Consider the following 15,633-nt stretch of genomic DNA (forward strand, 5'->3'; position numbering starts at 1 on the left):
GGCAGTCCCCCCTCCCCTCGCGGGAGGGGGTTAGGGGGAGGGGGTTCTCTCAACTCGCCGCAGCCCTTGTCGCGGCAATCAACCTGGACGAGCCGGTTCCCTTACCATTCGCACGCGAATGGTGCGCGCGCAGACCTCTCTCCTTCCCCCTCCCGCAAGGGGAGGGAGACAAGAAGGTTCACGCCGCCGCGTCGGTCTTCCCGGTCGCCAGGAAGGCGTCCAGCGCCGCGACGTCCCGCTTCTCTCCGGCGACATCGGCGGCCAGCCTCTCATACAGCCCGGCCATGCCCTCGTAGATCAGCCGGGCCGGGTCGTCGGGGCCGAGGAAATCGGCGATCTCGCGCATCTCGGCCACCCAGCGATAGGCCTTGGCGTACATGTCCGGCACCGACCGCTCGAACTTCGCCAGCAGCTGCGGCTGGCTGTCCGCCAGCTCGGCATGCAGCGCCGGGCCGGCGCCGGCGCGGTCGGCGGCCAGGATCATGGCGGCGGCCAGCCCGGTCAGGCCCTTGTTGATGCCGGCATAGCTCATCTTCAGCGCCGAGGCGGCGCCGACCGGCCCGTCGAGCACGCGGATGCGCAGGCCGAGATCGCCGAGCCCGCGGAGCCGCGCCGCCTCCGGCCCGGCCAGGTACAGCACCGGCCCGGACCCTCCGGGTCCGCCGGGCGCGGGCGGCCCGCCGATGATGCCGCCATCGGCGAAGCCGGCGCCGGTCGGCGCGATCACCGCGGCGATCGCCTGCACGGTCTCGACGTTCACGGCGTTGCAGTCGACATAGACCGGCTTGCGCGGCGCGGCCCGCAGGGCCGGTGCCAGCCGCTCGGCCAGCGCCATCGCCTCGCCGGGCGGCACGATCGACAGGATGATGTCGGCGGCGGCGACCGCCGCCTCGTCGGCCGCCTGCATGCCGGCGGCCTTGGCTCGGGTCACGGTGGCGGCGCTGCGGCCGTCGAGCAGCGTCGGCACGGTCGCGCCATGGTCGGCCAGACGCCGGGCGATGCCGCTGCCCATCGCCCCGGGGGCGATGACGGCGATGGTCGGTTTCATCGGATCTCCTCCGCTCCGCCGGCGGCCGCCCCTTCCAGGCCCCGGCCAGAGGATCATGGCGCGATCCGCGGGGGACGTGAACCCTCAGCGGAAGGGAACGGCCAGGGGCAGGACCTGCTCGGCCGACAGCGGCGCCATGCCGAGGGCTGGGAACCCGGGCAAGGCCGGATCGGCGACATTGTCGAACCGCATCACCTCGACCTGGTTCCGCGCGATCGGCGGCCGCGGCAGCTGCTCCGCGATCAGGGCCAGCGCCTGCCAGGCCGCGAAGGGCACCGGCAGCAGCAGCGGCCGGCGGCCGACATGCCGGGCGACGAGCTCGATCAGCTCGCGGTAGCTGTACACGCCGCCGCCGCCGAGCTCGTAGGTGACGCCGCCCTGCCCTGCCATCGCCCGGACGATCGCCGCCGCGACATCCTCGACATGGACCGGCTGCAGCCGGGTCCGGCCACGGCCGAACAGCGGAAAGGCCGGCACCCGGCGCAGCATCCGGGCCACCGGGACCAGGAGCCCATCGTCGGGCCCGACGATGGCGGAAGGCCGGATCAGGATGGCACCCGGAAAGGCCGCCCGCACCGCCCGTTCACCCTCGCCGCGGCTGCGGATATAGGGCGAGCGCGAGGCGGGATCCGCGCCGATGCCGGAGAGATGCACCAGGGTTGCGACGCCGGCCTGCTGCGCCTCTCGCGCCACCCGCGCGGCGGCGTCGACATGGACGGCGCGGAAGGTCGTTCCGCCCTGCTCGACATAGAGGCTGACGGCGTTGACCACCGCCCGGGCGCTGGCGACGGCCGCGGCCACCGATCGGTCGTCGGCCACATCCGCCCGCACCGGCTCGACCGTGCCGGCTGGCGGCGGATCACGGCCGGGATGCCGCGACGCGGCCCGGACGGCGAAGCCCTGCTCCGCCAGATGCCGCACCACGCGCCGGCCGAGGAAGCCGGTGCCGCCGAACACCGTGACCAGCGGCCGCGCCATCAGCGCTCAGCCGCCGGTGTTCACCGCCGCCGCGCCGCCGACATAGGAGCGGACGCGCGGCCGGCTGCGGTCGACGTCGCGGCGCCAGACCGAATCGTCCTCATTGGCCGCGGTCAGCGGCACCACCGGGCCGGCCCAGCCGCCGGCGCGCCAGCGGTCCTCGCGTGCATCCATGTCGACCGTGCCCTCGTCATCGAGGATGTCGAGCGCGCGGTCATGCTCCGCATCCGTGACCTGGACCGAGACCATGGTGCAGCCGCGGCGAAGGTGCTCGCCATAGGTGAAGCGCTCGTCGTCGGGGAAGAACAGGCCGCGCAGGGAGTCCAGGATGCCCAGGCGCTGCTGCGGCGTCGGCACATCCTCGTCCCAGGCATCGGGATCGCCCTTCGGGTCGATCTCGGTGCCGGGCACCAGGCGGATCCGGTCCTTCGGGATGCGCGTGGCGATCAGCCGCTCGACCGCATCCTCCGCATCCTTCCGCGAATCGAACAGCGCGGTGACGTTCCATTGACGGGCCTGCTGCATCGCATCGTCTCCTCGGCAGCCCCTCCGCCCAGGAAACGGCACGCGGCAGGCCCCCGTTCCGCGTTCCTAGCCGTGACGGAAGCGCAGGATCCGGCTGCGGTTGAGCGCCAGCCGGACGGTGTCGCCCTCGAAGGCCAGGCCGATCCGCTTCGGCCAGGGCTCGTCCCGGCCCTCGGCCAGCAGCCGGCCGCCGCCCAGCGGCACCAGCGCCGCCGAAGACCGGATCGGGCCGGTGCCCATCTCCAGCCGCTCGCCGGCGATGGTGAAGGCGGCGTGGTGCTCCGGGCACAGCCATTCGCCCTGCACCCGGTCCAGCACGCCGTCCGGAGCGATCGGGCGGAAGCGGCGCGCGGCGTGGCCGATCTCGCCTTCGACAGCCTCGCCGGTCCAGCGCAGCCGCATCGGCAGATGGGCGGACAGCGAGACCGACCAGCCGTCCTCTCCGCGATACAGCGTCTCGCCGGTGCCGAGGAAGCTGGCGACGCCGTCCTTCAGCTCGAGCCATTCCGGCCCCTGCTCCGCCACGTAGAGCCCGTCCGGGATCGCGGCACCGCGCTGCGGCAGACCCTCGCCCAGCAGCGCCGCCATCAGCTTCAGCGCCGTGCCGTGCGAGACCGTGTCCTCGCGGTTGGAGACCACGGCGGCGCCGACGCCCTGCTCCGGGTCCAGCAGGAAGTAGGTCTTGTAGCCGAGCAGCGATCCGCCATGCCCGACCAGCCGCCGCGAACCGAGCCGCGACCAGGCGAGGCCGAGCCCGTATTCGGTCGGCCGGCCGTCGGCGAGATGGCGCGGCGCGCCGAGCCGGGCCAGCACGCCCTGCCCCGGCCCGCGATCCGCCAGCACCGCCTGCTGCCAGCGCACCAGGTCGTGCAGGCTGCCGGTCAGGCAGCCGGAGGCGGAGAGGTGCTGGCCGGAAGACGCGAGCTGCCAGGCGCCGCTCACGTCCTTCCAGTAGCCGGGGCCGAGGCCGCGGATCGGGTCGAACCAGGTCTCCGGCACGCGGAAGCCGATGCCGAGCGGTTCGGCAATGCGGTCGCGCACCAGCCCGGCGAAGCCGAGGCCCCGGCGCAGCAGCGCCGCGTCGACCAGCCGGTAGCCGGTGTTGGAGTAGGAGATCTCGCGCCCAGACGGGAAGTTCAGCCCGGTCAGGCGATACAGGACATCGAGGCTCTCCTCCCGCCCCACCGCCGCCCCTTGCGGCACGCCGAGCAGCGACAGGGTCTCGCGCAGGTCCGGCAGGCCGCCGGTCATGTCGAGAGCGCGGCCGACCGTGACCGCGGCCAGGTCGCCGCGCAGCCCCGGCAGCAATCGGCCGAGCGGGTCGTCCAGGCCGATGCCGCCGCCGTCAAACCTCTCATGGGGGCACAGCGCCAGCGCCGCGAAGACATGCTTGGTGACCGAGGCGTAGCGCACCACGGTGTCGCCGGAGAAGGCGTTGCCGCCGGCCAGGCTGTCGACCCCGCCGCAGGCCTCGGCCCGGATCTCCCGCGCGTCGAACACGGCGACGCCGCCGCCCGGCTCGCCCGGTCCCCAGGCCGCGGCGACCTCGGCCGCCGCCTCCGCCGCTGCCGACCAGCGCAGTTCCCCCATCATCGCCTCCCGTCCGTTTTCCCCGGATCACATCCCGTTATAGGCAGGATCACCGGTTTTGGCTTCCTCGATCGGCGATCCGTTCCTACCCTCGCCAGCGAGTCGCAGGGCCGCGTGGCCGAAGGGGAGGACAGACGTGCCGGACACCGATCGCGAGGCGCTGTACCGCAAGGTCAGCCTGCGCCTGATCCCCTTCATGATCCTGCTCTACCTGGTCAGCTTCCTCGACCGGGTGAATGTCGGCTTCGCGGCCCTGACCATGAACGCCGATCTCGGCATCTCGCCCTATGTCTTCGGCTGGGGCGCCGGGGTGTTCTTCTTCGGCTACTTCCTGTTCGAGGTGCCGAGCAACGTGATCCTGGAGAAGGTCGGCGCGCGGCTGTGGATCTGCCGGATCATGGTGACCTGGGGGCTGATCTCGGCCGCCATGGCCTTCGTCCAGGGGATCTGGGGCTATACCATCCTGCGCTTCCTGCTCGGCGCCGCCGAGGCCGGGTTCCTGCCCGGCATGATCCTGTACCTGACCTACTGGTTCCCGGCGGCGCGGCGGGCCCGCTTCGTCGCCCTGTTCATGGCCGCGGTGCCGCTGGCCAGCGCCGTCGGCGCCCCGGTCTCCGGCCTCATCCTCGACGCCACGCATCTCTGGTTCGGCCTCAAGGGCTGGCAGTGGCTGTTCATCATCGAGGGGCTGCCGGCCTGCCTGCTCGGCCTTCTGGTCCTGGCGTGGCTGCCGGACGGGCCGGCGAAGGCGCGCTGGCTCGACGATTCCGAGCGCGCCGCCATCGCCGCCGACCTGGCGCGCGACCGGGCCGCCGCGACGCATCCGCCGCTGCACGATCTGTGGCCTGCCCTGGCCGATCCGCGGGTGATCCTGCTGGGCCTGGTCTATTTCGGCATCGTCATCGGGCTCTACGGCATCGGCCTGTGGCTGCCGCAGATCGTCAAGGGCATGGGCTTCACCACCGTCCAGACCGGCTGGATCATCGCCCTGCCCTATCTGGTCAGCGCCGGCGCCATGCTGGTCTGGGGCCGGCACAGCGACCGCACCGGCGAGCGCGTGCTGCATGTCGCCCTGCCCGCCCTGGTCAGCGCCATCGGCTTCGCCGGCAGCATCGCCTCGACCTCGAACGTGCTGTCGCTGGTCTTCCTCGGCGTCGCCGCGATCGGCATCTACGCCACGCTCGGGCCGTTCTGGACCATGCCGCCGGTGTTCCTCGGCGGCACCGCCGCGGCCGGCGGCATCGCCCTGATCAACTCGATCGGCAATCTCGGCGGCTTCGTCGGACCCTACGCCGTCGGCTGGATCAGGGAGTCGACCGGCAGCTTCACCGCGGGCATGGGCGTGCTGGCCGCGAGCCTGGCCGCCGCCGCCGCCATCGCCCTTCTGGTGGGGCGGCGGTTCCGCCGCGCCGCGGCGCCGTCGCTGTCGGGCTGACCCGCCGACTCAGCCGAGCGAGTTGATGACCTCGCGATAGGCCGCCTCCGGGTACGCCTTCAGCGTCTTGCTCCGGATGAAGCCCTGGCGGCCGGTCAGCAGGGTGAAGCGGGCCGCGACGGCGTCGTCCGGCGCCTCGTAGACGAGCACGAAATCGTGATCGCCCATGGTCATATAGAAGGCCCTGAACTGGCCGCCCATCTCCTGGAGCAGCGCCTTGGCTGCGTCGAGCCGCTTCGGCGAGTCGGAAACGTTCCGGATCCCCAGCTCGGTCCAACTGCCGAGCATGACATAGGTTGACATCGCATGATCCTCTCCGGCGCCGGGAGGAGCCTGCGCCTCGCGGGCCGGCAACGGGAGTCTATCACAGACCACAGGGCTACAGGTGGCGCCCCTCCAGGATCGCCAGCGTGTAGTCGCGATAGCTCATGCCGAGCTCCTCGGCCCGGGCCAGGCGGCGCAGCGCCACCTCGCGCGGCGGCGTCTTCCACGCGGCCGCATGGGCCTTCTTCCAGCAGAAGTGCCGCCAGGACGGCGCGGAATCCGGATGCTCTTCCTCCAGCGGCGGTCCGCCGTTGTGGCCGAGTCCGGCGAGGAGCTGCGATGGCGAATCTCTCATATTCGGGATCATATCTCGAAACAGAGAAGAAGCCAGCCCCGATCCCGCCGCCACCCTTCCACGGCCGTCAGACGCAATGTTGCATCGCAATTGACAGAAATCGGCCGGGCCTTATCCTGGAGCCAACAACACGACATTCTTCTTGCCCGACGGGCAGGAGCGGCAATGAAGCCCCATCCGCAGGCCGGCGACGGCAGGCGATGGGGCTTCATGCGTTCAGGGGACAGGCGGCACGTGCGGGCGATCTACGCGATCGGTCTTCTCTATTCGACCACCGGGCCCTATGGCGCGATCGGGCGCGAGGCGCTGGACGGCGCCCTGATGGCGCTGGAGGAGGTCAACGCCGACGATGCGTTCGGCTTCACCCTCGCCCCCGTCGCCGCCAACCCCGAGGGCGTGATCGACCGCTATCACACGCTGTGCGAGGCGGCGATCCGCGAGGGCGGCTGCCGCCAGATCGTCGGCACCATCACCTCGCTGTCGCGCAAGGAGGTGCTGCCGACGATCGAGAAGCACGACGCGCTGCTCTGGTACATCTGCCCCTATGAGGGCTTCGAGAGCAGCGAGGCCGTGATCTACACCGGCGCCGCCCCGAACCAGCACATCGTGCCGCTGTTCCAGCATGTGCTGCCGCGCTGGGGCACCCGCGCCGCCCTGCTGGGCTCGAACTACATCTGGGGCTGGGAGGTCAGCCGCGTGGCGCGCGAGCTGATCGGCGCCTGCGGCGGCGAGGTCCTGGCCGAACGCTATCTGCCGATCGGCAGCGAGGATGTCGGCCGGCTGGTCCAGGAGGTGCAGGAGAAGCGGCCGGACTTCATCCTGAACAACCTGATCGGCCCGTCGAGCTACGCCTTCTTCCGCGCCTATCGGGCGCTGGCCGACAGCGACCCCGCCTTCGGGCCGGACCGCTGCCCGATCGTCAGCTGCAACCTGACCGAATGCGAGCTGGGGCTGATCGGCCCGGCCGGCATCGGCCATCTCAGCAGCGCGATCTATTTCGAGGGCGTGGACACGGCAGAGAACCGGGCCTTCCGCGACAGGGTCCGGCAGCGCTTCGGCGCCCGCCGGCGCAGCTCGGCCTTCCTCGCCGGCGGCTATGCCGCGGTGCGGATGCTGGCCGAGGCGATCCGCGAGGCCGGCACCGACGCGCCGGAGGCGCTGCGCCCGGTGCTGCACGCCCGCCGCTTTGCCACGCCGCTGGGGCCGCTCGGCATCGACCCGCGCACCAACCACGCGGCGCTGACGCCCTGCCTGGGCCGGATCGGGGCCGATGGCGGCTTTGAGATCCTGGACCGCGCCGCGGCGCCGGTGGCGCCGGACCCCTATCTGGTCGAGTTCGACGCCGCGGCCCTGGCCCGTCGGGTGCTCAAGCCCGGCGCCGCCCCGCGGCTGAAGCGGGTGAAGTGAGCATGCGCCGCGTCCCCACCCCCAATTTCCGCGGCCGCAGCGCCGTGGTGCTGCACCGGCCGCACGCCGCGGCCGACGCGGTGCTGCGCCAGCTCGAGCGGCTGGGCATCGCCGCCCGGCCGGCCTGGCCGGCGCTGGCCGAGGCCGACCTCGCCGCCGACTTCGTGCTGTTCGACGCCGACACCGCCCATGACGGCCAGTTCCCCTGGCCGGCCGGTTCGCCGCCGATGCCGCTGGTCGCCCTGATCGGGTCGGAGGCGCCCGGCCGGCTGGACTGGGTGCTGGCCCAGGGCGCCACCGCCCATCTGCTGAAGCCGGTCGCCTCCGGCGGCGTGTTCAGCGCGCTGGTGATCGCCGGGCACGGCTTCGCCCAGCGCCGCGACCGCGAGGCCCGGATCGCCGACCTGGAGACCCGGCTTCGCCTGCGGCCCGTGGTGGTGCGCGCCATCCTGACGCTGATGGCGCAGCGGGGGCTGAGTGAGGCGGATGCCTTCCGCGAGATCCGCAGCGCCGCGATGCAGCGCCGGCGCAGCATCGAGGAGCATTGCCTTGACCTCGCCGCCGGCGTCCCGGACCCGGCCGCCGGCCGGCGCGGAGGCTGAGCCGTGGCGATCCTCAGCCAGCTGCTGCGCCGCAGGCTCGCCTTGTTCGGCCTGCTCGTCATCCTGGTGGTGGTGGCCGCCGCCCTCCTCGCGCCCTGGATCGTGCCCTTTTCGCCCGACGAGCAGCTGTTCGACGGGCTGACGCTTGAGGGCGCCCCCCTGGCCCCGGACGGCCGCTTCTGGCTGGGCACCGACCTGTTGGGCCGGGACATGTTCTCGCGCCTGGTCTACGGCGCCCAGACCTCGCTGATCATCGGCGTGGTCGCCAACGGCGCTGCGGTGCTGATCGGCACCTTCTTCGGCGTCGTCGCCGGCTTCGTCGGCGGCTGGCTGGGCGCCGCGATGATGCGCTTCACCGACCTGATGATGGCCTTCCCGGCCCTCTTGCTGGCGATCGTGCTGGCCGCGATCTTCCGGCCCTCGCTGTGGATCGTGGCGCTGGTCATCGCCATGGTGAACTGGGTGCAGATCGCCCGCATCATCTACACCGAGACCCGATCGATCGCGGAGCGCGATTTCATCGAGGCGGAATGGAGCCTCGGCGCCTCCCGCGCCCGCATCCTGCTGCGCCACATCCTGCCGCATCTGCTGTCCACCACCATCGTCTGGGGCACGCTCGGCATCGCCACCACGGTGCTGCTGGAGGCCACCCTGTCCTTCCTCGGCATCGGGGTGCAGCCGCCGACGCCGAGCTGGGGCAACATCATCTTCGAGAACCAGACCTATTTCTCGACAGCGCCCTGGCTGGTGTTCATCCCCGGCGCCGCCATCATCCTCTTGGCCCTGGCCTTCAACCTGGTCGGCGACGCGCTGCGCGACATCCTCGACCCGACGCAGAAGGGCCGGCACTGATGGGCGCCTATCTGCTCCGCCGCCTGGCCCAGGCCGTGCTGATCCTGCTCGGGGTCAGCCTGGTCACCTTCGTGCTGCTGTACCTGCTGCCGGCCGACCCGGCGCGGCAGATCGCCGGACGCAGCGCGACGCCGGAGGTGGTGGCCAGCATCCGCGCCCAGCTCGGCCTCGACCGGCCGTTCCACGAGCAGTATCTGCGCTATCTCGGCGCGCTGCTGCAGGGCGACCTCGGCCGCTCCTACCTGCAGCGGACCGAGGTGGCGACACTGATCATGAGCCGCCTGCCGGCCAGCCTGCTGCTGATGGTCGGCGCCATCGTCTGCGAGCTGGCGCTGGGCCTGACCATGGGCGTGGTCGCGGCGCTGCGGCGCAATACGAGCACCGACCACGCGCTGATGCTGACCTCCTTCATCGGCGTCTCGGCGCCGCAATTCGTCGTCGGCATGCTGCTGCTCTACGTCTTCGCCTGGCAGCTCGCCTGGTTCCCGCTCGGCGGCTACGGCAGCTTCGCGCATCTTGTCCTGCCCTCGCTCACGCTCGGGCTGCTGGGGGCCGGCTGGTATTCGCGGATGATGCGCTCCGCGATGCTGGACGTGCTGCGCCAGGACTACATGCGCACGGCCCGGGCCAAGGGCCTGAGCGCCTGGCGCGTGGTGCTGGCGCATGCCCTGCCCAACGCCCTGCTGCCGATCATCGCCATGATCGGCATCGACATCGGCCTGTTCATGAGCGGCATCGTCGTCGTCGAATCCGTGTTTGGCTGGCCCGGCATCGGCCAGCTGACCTGGCAGGCGATCCAGCGCGTCGACATCCCGATCATCATGGGGGTGACGCTGGTCTCGGCCGTCGCCATCGTGCTGGGCAACCTGCTGGCCGACCTGATCGCCCCGTTCATCGACCCGAGGATCAAGCTGCGGTGACGGACAACCGCACCGAACCACAGGAGGTTTCATGCTGAGGTCCATGCTTCTTGCCGGCGCCGCCGCCCTCACCCTGGCCCTCGCCTCACCCGCGATGGCCCAGGACATCAAGCCGGGCGGCACCATGACGGTCACCTACAAGGACGACGTCACCACCCTCGACCCCGCCATCGGCTACGACTGGCAGAACTGGTCGATGATCAAGAGCCTGTTCGACGGGCTGATGGACTACAAGCCCGGCACCACCGAGCTGGTGCCGGACCTGGCCGAGAGCTTCGAGGTCTCGGCCGACGGCCTGACCTACACCTTCAAGCTCCGCCACGGGGTCAAGTTCCACAACGGCCGCGAGCTGAAGGCCGCCGACGTGAAGTACTCGCTCGACCGCGTGGTCCAGCCGGAGACACAGAGCCCCGGCGCCGGCTTCTTCGATTCGATCCAGGGCTTCGCGGACGTGTCCGGCGGCAAGGCCAAGGAGCTGAGCGGCATCACCGCGCCGGACGACTACACCGTCGTCTTCCATCTGACCCGGCCGGACGCGCCCTTCCTGCACAAGATGGCGCTGAACTTCTCGCATGTCGTTCCCAAGGAAGAGGTGGAGAAGTACGGCGCGGACTTCGGCAAGCACCCGGTCGGCACCGGCGCCTTCAAGATGACCGAATGGACGCTGGGCCAGCGCATCGTGTTCGAGCGCAACCCCAACTACTTCCACAAGGGGCTGCCGCATCTCGACAAGATCGTGTTCGAGGTCGGGCAGGAGCCGGTGGTGGCGCTGCTGCGGCTGCAGCGCGGCGAGGTCGACATCGCCGGCGACGGCATCCCGCCGGCCAAGTTCCTCGAGGTGACCCAGGATCCCGCCTACAAGGGCCTGATCATCCAGGGCAACCAGCTGCACACCGGCTACGTCACCATGAACGTCAAGGCCAAGCCCTTCGACGACGTGCGGGTGCGCCAGGCCGTAAACATGGCGATCAACAAGGACCGGATCATCCGCATCATCAACGGCCGCGCCAAGCCGGCGACCCAGCCGCTGCCGCCGTCGATGCCGGGCTACGCCGCCGACACCAAGGGCTATGCCTATGACGTCGCCGGCGCCAAGAAGCTCATGGCCGGTGCCGGGCTGGCGGACGGCTTCGCCACCGATCTCTACGTCGCCAACACCGACCCGCAGCCGCGCATCGCCCAGGCGATCCAGCAGGACCTGGCCCAGATCGGCATCAAGGCCGAGATCAAGGCCCTGGCCCAGGCCAACGTCATCGCCGCCGGCGGCGACGAGAAGCAGTCGACCATGATCTGGTCGGGCGGCATGGCCTGGATCGCCGACTTCCCGGACCCGTCCAACTTCTACGGCCCGATCCTGGGCTGCGGCGGCGCGGTGCCCGGCGGCTGGAACTGGTCCTGGTACTGCAACGCGGATCTCGACAAGCGCGCGGCCGAGGCGGATTCGATCGCCGATCCGGCCAAGGCGGCGGAGCGCGAGGCCAAGTGGCGCGACATCTTCCTCGACGTCATGAAGGACGCGCCCTGGGCCCCGGTGTTCAACGAACAGCGCTACACCATCCGGTCCGAGCGGATGGGCGGCGACGACGCCCTGTTCGTCGACCCGGTCCACATCCCGGTCAACTACGACAACGTGTACGCCAAAGATGTCCAGTAACCACACCCACACCATCCACGGCGCCCACCACCATTTCGGCTGGAACCGCGCCTTCCCGCCGGTGGCCACGGTCGCGCCGGGCACGACGCTGGAATTCGACTGCCTGGACGCCGCCGGCGGCCAGCTCAGCGCCGCCAGCACGGTCGCCGACGTGGCCACGCTCGACTTCGGCAAGGTCAACCCGGTCACCGGGCCGATCCTGGTCGACGGGGCCGAGCCCGGCGACGCGCTGAAGATCACGCTCGACCACTACGCGCCCTCGGGCTTCGGCTGGACCGCCAACATCCCCGGCTTCGGGCTGCTGGCGGACCAGTTCAAGGACCCGGCGCTGCATCTCTGGCGCTATCAGGCCGACACGCCGGCCCTGTTCTCGACCCTGGCGAAGGTGCCGCTGAAGCCCTTCGCCGGGACCATCGGGGTGGCGCCGGCCGAGCCGGGGCTGCACTCGGTGGTGCCGCCGCGGCGGGTCGGCGGCAATCTCGACATCCGCGACCTGGCGGCCGGGGCGACGCTGTGGCTGCCGGTCGAGGTGGCGGGGGCGCTGTTCTCGATCGGCGACACCCATGCCGCCCAGGGCGACGGCGAGGTCTGCGGCACCGCCATCGAAAGCCCGATGAAGGTGACGCTCACGCTCGACCTGGTGAAGGGCGCCAATCTGAGGATGCCGCGCTTCACCACGCCGGGCCCGGTGACGCGCCATCTGGACGCCAAGGGCTACGAGGTGACGACCGGGATCGGCCCCGACCTGATGGAGGGGGCGCGCATGGCGGTGGCGGAGATGGTCGAGCTCTTGTGCCGCACCCGCGGCATGGCGGCGGTCGACGCCTACATGCTGTGCTCGGTCTGCGGCGACCTCAGGATCAGCGAGATCGTCGACCAGCCGAACTGGGTGGTGTCGTTCTACTTCCCGCGCATCGTCTTCGAATGAGCGGCGGGACGACGCCTCTGCTGAGCGTCCGCAACCTCAGCACGCAGGTCGCGACGCCGGCGGGGCCGAAGCTGGTGGTGGAGGATCTGAGCTTCGACCTGAACCTCGGCGAGACGCTGTGCATCGCCGGGGAATCGGGCAGCGGCAAGTCGATGACCTCGCTGTCGATCATGGGCCTGCTGCCGCAGCCCATGGCCCGGGTCGCCGGCGGCCAGGTGCTGCTGGAGGGCCGCGACCTGCTGGCCCTGTCCGAGCGGCAGATGCGGCGGGTGCGCGGCGGCGAGATCGCGATGATCTTCCAGGAGCCGATGACCAGCCTGAACCCGGTGATGTCGGTCGGCCGGCAGATCGCCGAGGCGATCCGCGCCCACCGCCGGGTGGACGGCGCCGAGGCCCGGCGGCTGGCCCTGGAGGCGCTGGAGGCGGTGCGCATCTCCGAGCCCGAGCGGCGGCTGCGGCAGCATCCGCACGAGCTGTCGGGCGGCATGCGCCAGCGGGTGATGATCGCCATGGCCCTGGCCTGCCGGCCCAAGCTGCTGATCGCGGACGAGCCGACCACGGCGCTGGACGTCACCATCCAGGCCCAGATCCTGGAGCTGATGCGCGACCTGCGGCGCCAGTTCGGCACCGCCCTGATCCTGATCACCCACGACATGGGCGTGGTGGCCGAGATGGCCGATCGGGTGGTGGTGATGAACCAGGGCCGGGTGGTGGAGGGCGGCCCGGTGGTGCCGCTGTTCGAGGCGCCGTGCCAGGACTACACGCGGCAGCTGCTGGCCGCGGTGCCGAAGCTGGGCCAGCTGGCCGGCCGCGACTCGCCGCTGCGCGCCGACACCCCTGCCCTGCCGCAAGCGGCGAACGAGCCGGTCGTGGCGGTGAAGGACCTGACCGTCCGCTTCGACATCGCCGGCGGGCTGCTGCAGCGCACGGTCAGGCGCGTGCACGCCGTCGAGAACCTCTCTTTCACGCTGAACCCGGGCGAGACCCTGGCCCTGGTCGGCGAGAGCGGCTGCGGCAAGTCGACCACGGGCAAGGCGCTGATGGGGCTGGTGCCCTGGCGCGGCTCGATCCGCATCGCCGGGGCCGAGGCCGCCGGCCTGGGGCCCGGCGCGCTGAAACCGCTGCGCCGGAACATCCAGATGGTGTTCCAGGATCCCTACGCCTCGCTCGACCCGCGCATGACCGTCGGCGAGCTGGTGGCCGAGCCTCTGGTGATCCACGGCCTGACCAAGGGGGCTGAGCTGGCCGACCGCGTCGAATGGCTGTTCCGCCGGGTCGGGCTGGCGCCGGAGCTGCGCAATCGCCACCCGCATGAATTCTCCGGCGGCCAGCGCCAGCGCATCTGCATCGCCCGGGCGCTGAGCCTGTCGCCCAAGGCGATCATCGCCGACGAATCCGTCTCCGCCCTCGACGTCTCGGTCCAGGCCCGGGTGCTGGACCTGCTGCACGAGCTGCAGGCCGATCTCGGCCTCGCCTATCTCTTCATCTCGCACGACATGGCGGTGGTGGAGCAGATCAGCCACCGGGTGGCGGTGATGTATCTCGGCCAGATCGTCGAGACCGGCACCCGCCGCCAGATCTTCGAGGATCCGCGCCACCCGTACACCCGCAAGCTGATGCAGGCGGTGCCGATCGCCGATCCGCGCCGCCGCCGCGACCATTTCCAGCGCCTGTCCGGCGAGGTGCCGAGCCCGGTGCGGCCGGTCGGCTACACGCCGGTGCTGGTCGACCTGGCCGATATCGGCGGCGGCCATCTGGTGGCGCGAGAGGCGGCGTAGCACCTGTCTTCAAGCGGAGACTCATCCGCCTTCCCCGCCACTGTCATACCCGGACTTGATCCGGGCATCCAGAGACTGTCGACGCTCTCTGGATTGCCGGGTCAAGCCCGGCAATGACAGAATTAGGGAGAAGGGTTATCTATATCGGGCACACGACAGCGGGAACGCCATCAACTCCAGCTCGCGAATTTTTCTCTAACGAATTTCGGTCCGCTGTTGCACCAGAGTATTGGTCATTTTCATGAAACAGAAGAGGACTAGATTATGGTTCTCGATGATCATATAGGCGATCTAAATTTCACGCCCGCGCATGATGTTGAAAACCGGCCTTCTGTCGCCGATCTGTTCAAAAGGACCAGAAGATGCGGAATATATATTATGGAGTTCCAGAATGACGAACTCTATATCGGGAAAGCCACGGACGTGGTTCGACGATATGGGCAGCACCGAAAAATTCATCAGGACATCAGGACGATCAGATTTCAGAAACTCAAAAGATCCGAACTCGATCAAAGTGAGCGCTCACTGATCTATCGACTCGAGCGCGCCGGCTTCGGCTTGAGAAACGTTACCTTCACAAGCATTCCGCAGCCTGGGTCCGACTTTGAAGGGATCATGCCGATAGACCAGCAGACTCTCTGGCTGGACAAGATGTTCAAGGAAGACAGAAGGGTCGACCGCGCTCAAGATTCAGCAATCGACGCGCGGTCTCTACGCTCGTTCGACAGGCTTCAGAAGGTATGCACGATCGATCCGCATCTATCATTCCTGAGATACTATATAGAAAACCATATCCCATCTCCAAGAAGTTCGGAAATCTCTTTCTGGTCGCTCACCGCTCTTGGAGTAGGCACAAAAGAGCGACCGGACTTTCTCTACCGTCTGAACATGTTTTGGCAGGAAGTATTGTCGGTCTTCGGTGACGGCGAGGACGCGGAAATTCGGCTCCAATGCGCGAAGTCGCCGTTGGAAACGGCCCCCGGTGGCCTCTCGCGAGTTGCCGAGCGCATTGGAGCGGAGTTTGATGAATTCCATTACAAACCGGGCGGATCCGATCAGATATCGCTCTATGCTCGCTGGAATGATGATCCGCTGCGAATTCTCCGAGACGAGGACGTCGCCAGGAGCATCCGCCTGTTCAATCTTCGGCTGATGAACAAGGGGCCGACCAACTTCAGCCGGGCGCATTGCTCCGCCCTCGTCACCGCGGCCTACGAAGCGCCGGATTTCGAGACCCGGGAAGCTCTGTTTTGGAGCCGGTTCCGGAAGCCGCCCGGCAGGCGTTGATCGGCCATAT

The 15,633-nt window shown here is 69.8% G+C and carries 15 protein-coding genes; 9 read left to right on the plus strand and 6 right to left on the minus strand.

Going from position 1 to position 15,633, the window contains the following annotated elements; genetic code table 11:
• Positions 1-178 precede the first annotated feature (178 nt).
• The 4 genes from ACFW16_RS28470 to ACFW16_RS28485 all read right to left on the minus strand — a co-directional run bounded on the left by ACFW16_RS28470 (position 179) and on the right by ACFW16_RS28485 (position 4,141).
• Complete coding sequence (locus ACFW16_RS28470) at positions 179-1,048, minus strand: DUF1932 domain-containing protein (RefSeq protein WP_380311509.1); 870 nt, start codon at positions 1,046-1,048, stop codon at positions 179-181.
• 84 nt (positions 1,049-1,132) lie between these two features.
• Entirely contained in the window at positions 1,133-2,026 is an 894-nt protein-coding gene (locus tag ACFW16_RS28475; RefSeq protein ID WP_380311511.1) for a complex I NDUFA9 subunit family protein, read from the minus strand.
• A 6-nt stretch (positions 2,027-2,032) separates the two neighbouring features.
• Positions 2,033-2,551 carry a hypothetical protein gene (locus tag ACFW16_RS28480; protein WP_380311513.1) on the minus strand — a complete coding sequence of 173 codons (519 nt, stop codon included), beginning with the start codon at positions 2,549-2,551 and terminating at the stop codon, positions 2,033-2,035.
• A gap of 66 nt (positions 2,552-2,617) precedes the next feature.
• Positions 2,618-4,141: a serine hydrolase domain-containing protein gene (locus ACFW16_RS28485; protein ID WP_380311515.1), complete on the minus strand. Its 1,524-nt coding sequence runs from the start codon at positions 4,139-4,141 to the stop codon at positions 2,618-2,620.
• Between the two features lie 136 nt (positions 4,142-4,277).
• Between ACFW16_RS28485 and ACFW16_RS28490 the strand changes: the two genes are divergently transcribed.
• A complete protein-coding gene (locus tag ACFW16_RS28490; protein ID WP_380311517.1) occupies positions 4,278-5,576 on the plus strand; it encodes an MFS transporter in 1,299 nt (432 codons plus the stop codon).
• 9 nt (positions 5,577-5,585) lie between these two features.
• Here ACFW16_RS28490 and ACFW16_RS28495 read toward each other — a convergent pair whose 3' ends face one another.
• Positions 5,586-5,879, minus strand: a complete 294-nt coding sequence (locus ACFW16_RS28495; protein ID WP_380311519.1) for a GYD domain-containing protein — start codon at positions 5,877-5,879, stop codon at positions 5,586-5,588.
• 76 nt (positions 5,880-5,955) lie between these two features.
• Entirely contained in the window at positions 5,956-6,195 is a 240-nt protein-coding gene (locus tag ACFW16_RS28500; RefSeq protein WP_380311521.1) for a hypothetical protein, read from the minus strand.
• A 165-nt stretch (positions 6,196-6,360) separates the two neighbouring features.
• Here ACFW16_RS28500 and ACFW16_RS28505 point away from each other — a divergent pair, with 165 nt between their 5' ends.
• The 8 genes from ACFW16_RS28505 (at position 6,361) to ACFW16_RS28540 (ending at position 15,623) form a co-directional block, all read left to right on the plus strand.
• A complete protein-coding gene (locus ACFW16_RS28505) occupies positions 6,361-7,602 on the plus strand; it encodes a transporter substrate-binding domain-containing protein (protein ID WP_380311523.1) in 1,242 nt (413 codons plus the stop codon).
• A 2-nt stretch (positions 7,603-7,604) separates the two neighbouring features.
• A complete protein-coding gene (locus ACFW16_RS28510; protein WP_380311525.1) occupies positions 7,605-8,204 on the plus strand; it encodes an ANTAR domain-containing response regulator in 600 nt (199 codons plus the stop codon).
• Between the two features lie 3 nt (positions 8,205-8,207).
• Entirely contained in the window at positions 8,208-9,056 is an 849-nt protein-coding gene (locus ACFW16_RS28515) for an ABC transporter permease (protein WP_380311527.1), read from the plus strand.
• Positions 9,056-9,976: an ABC transporter permease gene (locus tag ACFW16_RS28520; RefSeq protein ID WP_380311529.1), complete on the plus strand. Its 921-nt coding sequence runs from the start codon at positions 9,056-9,058 to the stop codon at positions 9,974-9,976. The genes ACFW16_RS28515 and ACFW16_RS28520 overlap by 1 nt, the downstream gene beginning before the upstream one ends.
• Positions 9,977-10,007: 31 nt before the next feature.
• Entirely contained in the window at positions 10,008-11,630 is a 1,623-nt protein-coding gene (locus ACFW16_RS28525) for an ABC transporter substrate-binding protein (RefSeq protein ID WP_380311531.1), read from the plus strand.
• Entirely contained in the window at positions 11,620-12,558 is a 939-nt protein-coding gene (locus tag ACFW16_RS28530; protein WP_380311533.1) for an acetamidase/formamidase family protein, read from the plus strand. The genes ACFW16_RS28525 and ACFW16_RS28530 overlap by 11 nt, the downstream gene beginning before the upstream one ends.
• Positions 12,555-14,336, plus strand: a complete 1,782-nt coding sequence (locus ACFW16_RS28535) for a dipeptide ABC transporter ATP-binding protein (RefSeq protein WP_380311535.1) — start codon at positions 12,555-12,557, stop codon at positions 14,334-14,336. Before ACFW16_RS28530 ends, ACFW16_RS28535 begins: the two co-directional genes overlap by 4 nt.
• Positions 14,337-14,600: 264 nt before the next feature.
• Positions 14,601-15,623, plus strand: coding sequence for a GIY-YIG nuclease family protein (locus tag ACFW16_RS28540; protein WP_380311537.1), 1,023 nt, complete (start codon positions 14,601-14,603; stop codon positions 15,621-15,623).
• The last annotated feature ends 10 nt before the right edge of the window (positions 15,624-15,633 follow it).

The organism is Inquilinus sp. NPDC058860, from assembly GCF_042743185.1.
GTDB lineage: Bacteria > Pseudomonadota > Alphaproteobacteria > DSM-16000 > Inquilinaceae > Inquilinus.

Coding starts and splice junctions, on each gene's coding strand:
- ACFW16_RS28470 (WP_380311509.1), bottom strand. CDS start 1,048: ATGAAACCGACCATCGCCGTCATCGCCCCCGGGGCGATGGGCAGCGGC.
- ACFW16_RS28475 (WP_380311511.1), bottom strand. CDS start 2,026: ATGGCGCGGCCGCTGGTCACGGTGTTCGGCGGCACCGGCTTCCTCGGC.
- ACFW16_RS28480 (WP_380311513.1), bottom strand. CDS start 2,551: ATGCAGCAGGCCCGTCAATGGAACGTCACCGCGCTGTTCGATTCGCGG.
- ACFW16_RS28485 (WP_380311515.1), bottom strand. CDS start 4,141: ATGGGGGAACTGCGCTGGTCGGCAGCGGCGGAGGCGGCGGCCGAGGTC.
- ACFW16_RS28495 (WP_380311519.1), bottom strand. CDS start 5,879: ATGTCAACCTATGTCATGCTCGGCAGTTGGACCGAGCTGGGGATCCGG.
- ACFW16_RS28500 (WP_380311521.1), bottom strand. CDS start 6,195: ATGAGAGATTCGCCATCGCAGCTCCTCGCCGGACTCGGCCACAACGGC.
- ACFW16_RS28505 (WP_380311523.1), top strand. CDS start 6,361: ATGAAGCCCCATCCGCAGGCCGGCGACGGCAGGCGATGGGGCTTCATG.
- ACFW16_RS28510 (WP_380311525.1), top strand. CDS start 7,605: ATGCGCCGCGTCCCCACCCCCAATTTCCGCGGCCGCAGCGCCGTGGTG.
- ACFW16_RS28520 (WP_380311529.1), top strand. CDS start 9,056: ATGGGCGCCTATCTGCTCCGCCGCCTGGCCCAGGCCGTGCTGATCCTG.
- ACFW16_RS28525 (WP_380311531.1), top strand. CDS start 10,008: ATGCTGAGGTCCATGCTTCTTGCCGGCGCCGCCGCCCTCACCCTGGCC.
- ACFW16_RS28530 (WP_380311533.1), top strand. CDS start 11,620: ATGTCCAGTAACCACACCCACACCATCCACGGCGCCCACCACCATTTC.
- ACFW16_RS28535 (WP_380311535.1), top strand. CDS start 12,555: ATGAGCGGCGGGACGACGCCTCTGCTGAGCGTCCGCAACCTCAGCACG.
- ACFW16_RS28540 (WP_380311537.1), top strand. CDS start 14,601: ATGGTTCTCGATGATCATATAGGCGATCTAAATTTCACGCCCGCGCAT.